1 protein-coding gene is annotated in these 220 nt (G+C 45.5%); it reads right to left on the minus strand.

All coding sequences use genetic code 11. From position 1 onward, the window contains the following. On the minus strand, nt 1–220 hold a 220-nt coding region (locus NE668_RS10155), incomplete at both ends, for a hypothetical protein (RefSeq protein ID WP_256196943.1).

Genomic DNA, 220 nt, shown 5'->3' on the forward strand with positions numbered 1-220 from the left:
TTTTTCTCGTATATTCTTTGATCGTCTTTACATTTTCTTCCGAAATATTTTTAGAAGGAATAATACATGCCGAATCTCCGGAATGTACTCCCGCAAGCTCGATATGTTCCATAACCGCCGGAACAAACGCATGTGTGCCGTCGCTGATCGCGTCTGCTTCACATTCTGTTGCATGTCCGAGGAAACGGTCGATCAAAATCGGACGGTCAGGTGTCACACC

This window comes from Veillonella parvula, assembly GCF_024461875.1.
In the GTDB taxonomy this organism is placed as follows: Bacteria; Bacillota; Negativicutes; order Veillonellales; family Veillonellaceae; genus Veillonella; species Veillonella parvula_I.